Source organism: Sphingorhabdus sp. EL138, from assembly GCF_945862485.1.
Classification (GTDB): Bacteria; Pseudomonadota; Alphaproteobacteria; order Sphingomonadales; family Sphingomonadaceae; genus Sphingorhabdus_B.
The window spans coordinates 1-4,830 of sequence record NZ_CAMAYF010000046.1 but is presented as its reverse complement, the minus strand read 5'-3'; the positions used below and the strand labels follow the sequence as shown (position 1 = coordinate 4,830).

Genomic DNA, 4,830 nt, shown 5'->3' with positions numbered 1-4,830 from the left:
ATACGCATCGGTATGGCAAATCCCCGTCGCCATAATCTCCACCAACACTTCGCCAGCCTTGGGACCTTCCAAGTCCAACTCAACAATCTCCAAAGGCTTCTTGGCTTCAAATGCAACAGCTGCGCGGGTCTTCATGGCAGGGATCCTTATTATCTGCGAACGGCTTTTCCATTAACAGCGCCGCCGCGCAAGCCTAGATTCCGGCATAATATTCATAGTCGCCGACATCCTCCCAATATCCGCCCTTCCCCCCATGGAATTTCGACAGATCATCGGTCGCCTCAATGCGCATTACATATTTGGCGTGCTTATACCCCAGTTGTCGTTCGACGCGAAGCCGGACGGGTGCGCCATATTTTACCGGCAATGTTTCGCCATTCATACCCCATGCCAATATGGTTTGCGGATGAAAGGCATCAATGACGTCAATTGATTCATAATAGGGGCGTGCGCCGTAATTGTCCGCACAATGAAAGACGATATATTTGGCGCGCGGCGACAATTGGGCCTGCTGCAACAAAAGGCGCAGCGGCGTGCCTTGCCATTGCGCAATCGCGCTCCACCCCTCAACACAGTCATGCCGCGTGATTTGCGTGCGCGCGGGCATCGCCCGTAGCGCTTCCAAGCCAATGTCCATGGGATTGGCTACCATGCCATCAATGCGCAACCGCCAGTCTGCGAAGTTGTTTTGAAGATGCGCAAGATAATCCGTCGACGTCCCGGTCAGCGAACCATTGGTTTTGAACACAGGCGAAATGTCCGATAACGCAAATTCAGGTGCCAAAGCCGCGCGGTCGGTTAAGGTGCGATGCGTCGCCTGATTAAGCTTTTCCGCCACACGCAATGCTGACCGGAAAGTCGCATTTTCATTCATGACGTCGCAACCACTCAGAATCAGCGCGCTGCTGCCCAAGGTCACGCCGCGCAAAACATCACGGCGGCGGAATGATGTGCGGTCATCTGTCATGGCAATTTCCCTCCCTGATCAGGTTTCGACGCGGTCACATGCCGCCCGGTAATCATCGAACGGATGCCGTTAATCGGGCCAGAGAGCAGAACCATGATCAGGTGCACCACCACAAACAGCGCCAGCAAAAAGGCCGCGATAAAATGCAGCGACCGTGCCGACTGCCGCCCACCGAATAGATCAAGCAACCACGGCCAAGCTGCATTCATGGCGGGCGACATGGTGATGCCTGTCAGGATTAACAGCGGCAGCAATAGGAATATCACGCCAATATAACTGAACTTTTGGATGATATTATAATTACTTAATCCATGCTCAGGACTTAAACGCAACCGCGCATGATTTTTGATATCCGTCCAAATGGCAGCAGCGCTCCATTCCGCGCGGCGAACGTGCAAGTCCTTGCGGATATGCCCGTTAAACAGCGAAGCGAGCATGAACACCGTCAGGCCCAGCGCGAAAGCCCAAGCAAAGACAAAATGCCAGCGCCGCGCGGCAGCCAGATCGTAACCTGTGGGTATGGTCGCCCAGCCGGGAAAGGCCACGCGCCGAACATTGTCATTGGAGCCCAAGGAAAGCCCGAATACGCCTGTTGTTTCGACTCGCGCGCTTCCGATCCTGACAAAGCCAGTGGTGCGCGTATCGTCAATTTGCAGCCATGCATAATCTTCGCGTGAACCAAAATCGCCCCAATATAAATGCGGATGAGCGTTGAAAATCATAAGGCCGCTCATCAGCAAGATCGTCGCGACACACGCATTCAACCAATGCCAGATTCGCGTCGACAGACGGTGTCGCTTGGCCACTTCTTGAGTCATGTTCTGCGCTGCATCCATTAATCGCTCCCACGCAAAGCCCAGGCGACGATCGGCGGGCTAAAACTTCTCGCCCGTGAGCCGCTGACACAGCATATCCAATTGGTCCAAGCTGCCATATTCAAACGTCACTTCGCCTGCGCCCGTGTCATTCTTTTGCGCGATCCGCACCTTTAACCCCAAAAGATCTCCAAGATGCGTTTCCACGGCACGTATATCCGCATTTTCCGGTGCGCTCGTGCCCGTTTGCTTGCGATTTTTCGCCTTTGGCGCGCGCTCTTGCTGCACCAGCGCTTCGGTGGCGCGCACCGAGAGGCCGTTTTTAATCACCAGCATTGCCAACTGCACCGCATTGTCACTGCCAAGCAACGCGCGCGCATGGCCCATGCTTAGTCTTTCTTCTATGACGAGATCACGCAGCGTTTGCGGCAGATCGAGCAAGCGCATCATATTTGCGACATGGCTGCGCGACTTGTGCACCAACTCCGCCAATTCAGCAGCACTGTGGCCAAAAAGTTCAGTCAACTTTTTATAGGCTTCCGCCTCTTCAATAGGGTTCAGATCCTGCCGCTGGATATTTTCTAACAGCGCGATCTCGACGGTCTCCGTATCGTCAAAATTTCGCACGATCGCAGGTAAATCGTGCAATTGGGCGCGCTGGGCTGCGCGCCAACGGCGTTCGCCTGCTACAATTTGGTATCCGCCCTGATAGGGCCGGACGACGATGGGTTGGATAACGCCGTGCCGGGCAATACTTGCCGCCAATTCATCCAGCTTTTCTTCGGAAAAATGCCGCCGTGGCTGATCGGGATTGGGACGAATGTCGATGACTGACAGGGTTGTCACGCCTTGGCCGCCGGCGTCTCGATCTGCGGAAGAATTTCCGGAAACACTGTCACCCCGCAGGGCTTCACCTAACAAGGCGTCTAAGCCGCGGCCAAGGCCCATTTTCTTCTTCAAGGGCGACTTTTCGGACGGATTATCATTGCTCACGCTGCTAACTCCCGGACCGGCAAGCGGCCGATCAATTCTCGTGCAAGTTTCATATAGGCTTCGGATCCCGCGCAGCGATGGTCATACACCAACGCAGGAAGCCCGTGGCTAGGGGCTTCTGATAATCGGACATTGCGAGGAATTACCGTATCAAACACAAGGTCGCCCAAGTAGCTACGGACATCATCGGCTACCTGTTCCGTCAACCGGTTCCTCGTGTCATACATGGTGAGCGCGACGCCCAAAATCGACAGCGCCGGATTAAAGCCGCCCTTTATACGCTCCACGGTCTGCAACAGCTGACTCAAGCCTTCCAGCGCAAAAAATTCGCATTGTAGTGGGACGAGAAGCGAGTCGACGGCGACCAACGCATTGACGGTTATCAGGCCAAGCGAAGGGGGGCAGTCGATGACACAAATGTCCCAATGCGCGTCCGATTTGTCAAAAGCGGCCTTCAATCGCCCGGTGCGATTTTCATGTTCCACGAGTTCGATTTCAGCGCCGGACAAATCAACCGTTGCGGGCACCACATCCAGATTAGGGATCAGCGTCGGAATGGCGGCATCCTTTAAGGATGCATCCCCGAGCAACAAATCATAGCTGCTATGCACCCGCTGCGCCTGCTGCAGGCCAAGCCCGGTGGACGCATTTCCTTGGGGATCAAGATCGACCAATACGCAACGCCAGCCGCTTGCCGCAAGCGCCGTGGCAAGATTGATGGCGGTGGTTGTTTTTCCAACGCCGCCTTTCTGATTGGCTACCGCTATTCGGATCATTCCTTTTGCCCCTGTATTTCAAAGATGGCGCGTTTTTTGCGTTTCCCCGATAATCTACCCACGATAATGCCCGCCTCTTGGCCTGTTACGCTGTCCATGATGCGGAAATCTCCGTCCCATACTGCCTGCGCGCTGTCCCACTCTGCTTTTGCATTACGCCCCTTTGGCAAGAGCCACAAAGTGTTATTTGTGGCGAAGCGCGCGGCAAGATCAAACAATTTCGGCAAGGGCGCAAACGCGCGGGCACTAATCACCGAATAAGGCGCGGTTTCAAGTCGCTCCAATGTGACGCCAGCCACGTTTACGCGGTGCGTCAGGTCCAACATTTCAACAGCTCTTTGCAGATAATCAATTCTGCGCGCACGCGATTCGACTAATGTCACACGATAATTGGTCAGCAATGCAATGACCAAACCCGGAAAGCCTGCGCCGGATCCAAGATCGAGCCAATGGGTCTGCGCTGCAGGTGCATCCGTAAACAACAATAATTGCGCGCTATCGACGATATGGCGCGACCATATATGGTCTAAGGTTGAGGCGGATATCAAATTTTGGCTTTCGGCTTCGCGCTTTAGAAATGCCGCAAATGTTTCGAGGGCATCCAATGTTTCACGTGAAACATTCAGCTGCTCCTGTAGCCAGGCAATGGCTTCGGCCTCGGTCATGCGGCTTGCGCCACCGCAATTTTGGCGCGTTTGGCGTGCACAAGAATGGCGGCCAGCGCCGCAGGCGTAATGCCTCGGATACGTGACGCAGCCGCCAAATTTTCAGGCCGCGACGCCTCCAGCCGTTCAACCATTTCATGTGACAGTCCAGATATGGCGCTATAGTCCATCAACGGGGACAGTTGAATTTGTTCATTGGCAGCCATGTCGTGTATCTCGGCCTCTTGCCGTGCCAAATAGGGTGCATATCGGCCGTCTTGTTCCAGCTCCAATATCAGGTCCTGTGGCCAGGACTCTGCATCCAATGCCAACAATTGGGCAATCGACACTTGGGGAAAGCGCAACCAATCGAACAAGGACATTTTGCCAGCATCTTGCTTCACCGGAATCCCATGCTTGATCAAGACATCCGCGCTAACTGTTTCCTGCAGCCGACTTTGAAGCGCAGTTTGCTGCAAAAGCCTCTCCTGAAAAGCGCCCGCACGTTCGCTGCCGACGGCGCCCACCGATACGGCCAGCGGCGTGAGCCGTGACGCCGCGTTGTCGGAACGCAGGCGCAGACGATACTCCGCACGCGCCGTGAGCATACGATAGGGCTCAGTCACACCTTGCAG

5 protein-coding genes and 2 pseudogenes are annotated in these 4,830 nt (G+C 54.9%); all 7 read right to left on the bottom strand.

Annotated features, from left to right (window positions below):
• A pseudogene (locus tag Q0O33_RS10500) lies at nt 1–135 on the bottom strand (S-(hydroxymethyl)glutathione dehydrogenase); the annotation flags it as partial.
• 58 nt (nt 136–193) lie between these two features.
• Nucleotides 194–967: a molybdopterin-dependent oxidoreductase gene (locus Q0O33_RS10495; RefSeq protein ID WP_295499320.1), complete on the bottom strand. Its 774-nt coding sequence runs from the start codon at nt 965–967 to the stop codon at nt 194–196.
• Nucleotides 964–1,803, bottom strand: a complete 840-nt coding sequence (locus Q0O33_RS10490) for a cytochrome b/b6 domain-containing protein (RefSeq protein WP_295499315.1) — start codon at nt 1,801–1,803, stop codon at nt 964–966. Before Q0O33_RS10490 ends, Q0O33_RS10495 begins: the two co-directional genes overlap by 4 nt.
• 39 nt (nt 1,804–1,842) lie before the next feature.
• Complete coding sequence (locus tag Q0O33_RS10485; RefSeq protein ID WP_295499312.1) at nt 1,843–2,775, bottom strand: ParB/RepB/Spo0J family partition protein; 933 nt, start codon at nt 2,773–2,775, stop codon at nt 1,843–1,845.
• Nucleotides 2,772–3,551 (bottom strand): ParA family protein, encoded by a 780-nt coding sequence (locus tag Q0O33_RS10480; RefSeq protein WP_295499308.1) that lies wholly within the window; start codon nt 3,549–3,551, stop codon nt 2,772–2,774. The genes Q0O33_RS10485 and Q0O33_RS10480 overlap by 4 nt, the downstream gene beginning before the upstream one ends.
• The gene (gene rsmG / locus Q0O33_RS10475) at nt 3,548–4,216 is read right to left on the bottom strand and encodes a 16S rRNA (guanine(527)-N(7))-methyltransferase RsmG (RefSeq protein ID WP_295499305.1); all 669 of its coding nucleotides are present in this window, start codon (nt 4,214–4,216) and stop codon (nt 3,548–3,550) included. The genes Q0O33_RS10480 and rsmG overlap by 4 nt, the downstream gene beginning before the upstream one ends.
• Nucleotides 4,213–4,830: pseudogene (locus Q0O33_RS10470) on the bottom strand (tRNA uridine-5-carboxymethylaminomethyl(34) synthesis enzyme MnmG); the annotation flags it as partial. The gene rsmG and the pseudogene Q0O33_RS10470, both read right to left, overlap by 4 nt.

What these genes read in the sequence shown, in the direction of transcription:
- Q0O33_RS10495 (WP_295499320.1), bottom strand. Translation starts at nt 967, where the DNA reads ATGACAGATGACCGCACATCATTCCGCCGCCGTGATGTTTTGCGCGGC.
- Q0O33_RS10490 (WP_295499315.1), bottom strand. Translation starts at nt 1,803, where the DNA reads ATGGATGCAGCGCAGAACATGACTCAAGAAGTGGCCAAGCGACACCGT.
- Q0O33_RS10480 (WP_295499308.1), bottom strand. Translation starts at nt 3,551, where the DNA reads ATGATCCGAATAGCGGTAGCCAATCAGAAAGGCGGCGTTGGAAAAACA.
- rsmG (WP_295499305.1), bottom strand. Translation starts at nt 4,216, where the DNA reads ATGACCGAGGCCGAAGCCATTGCCTGGCTACAGGAGCAGCTGAATGTT.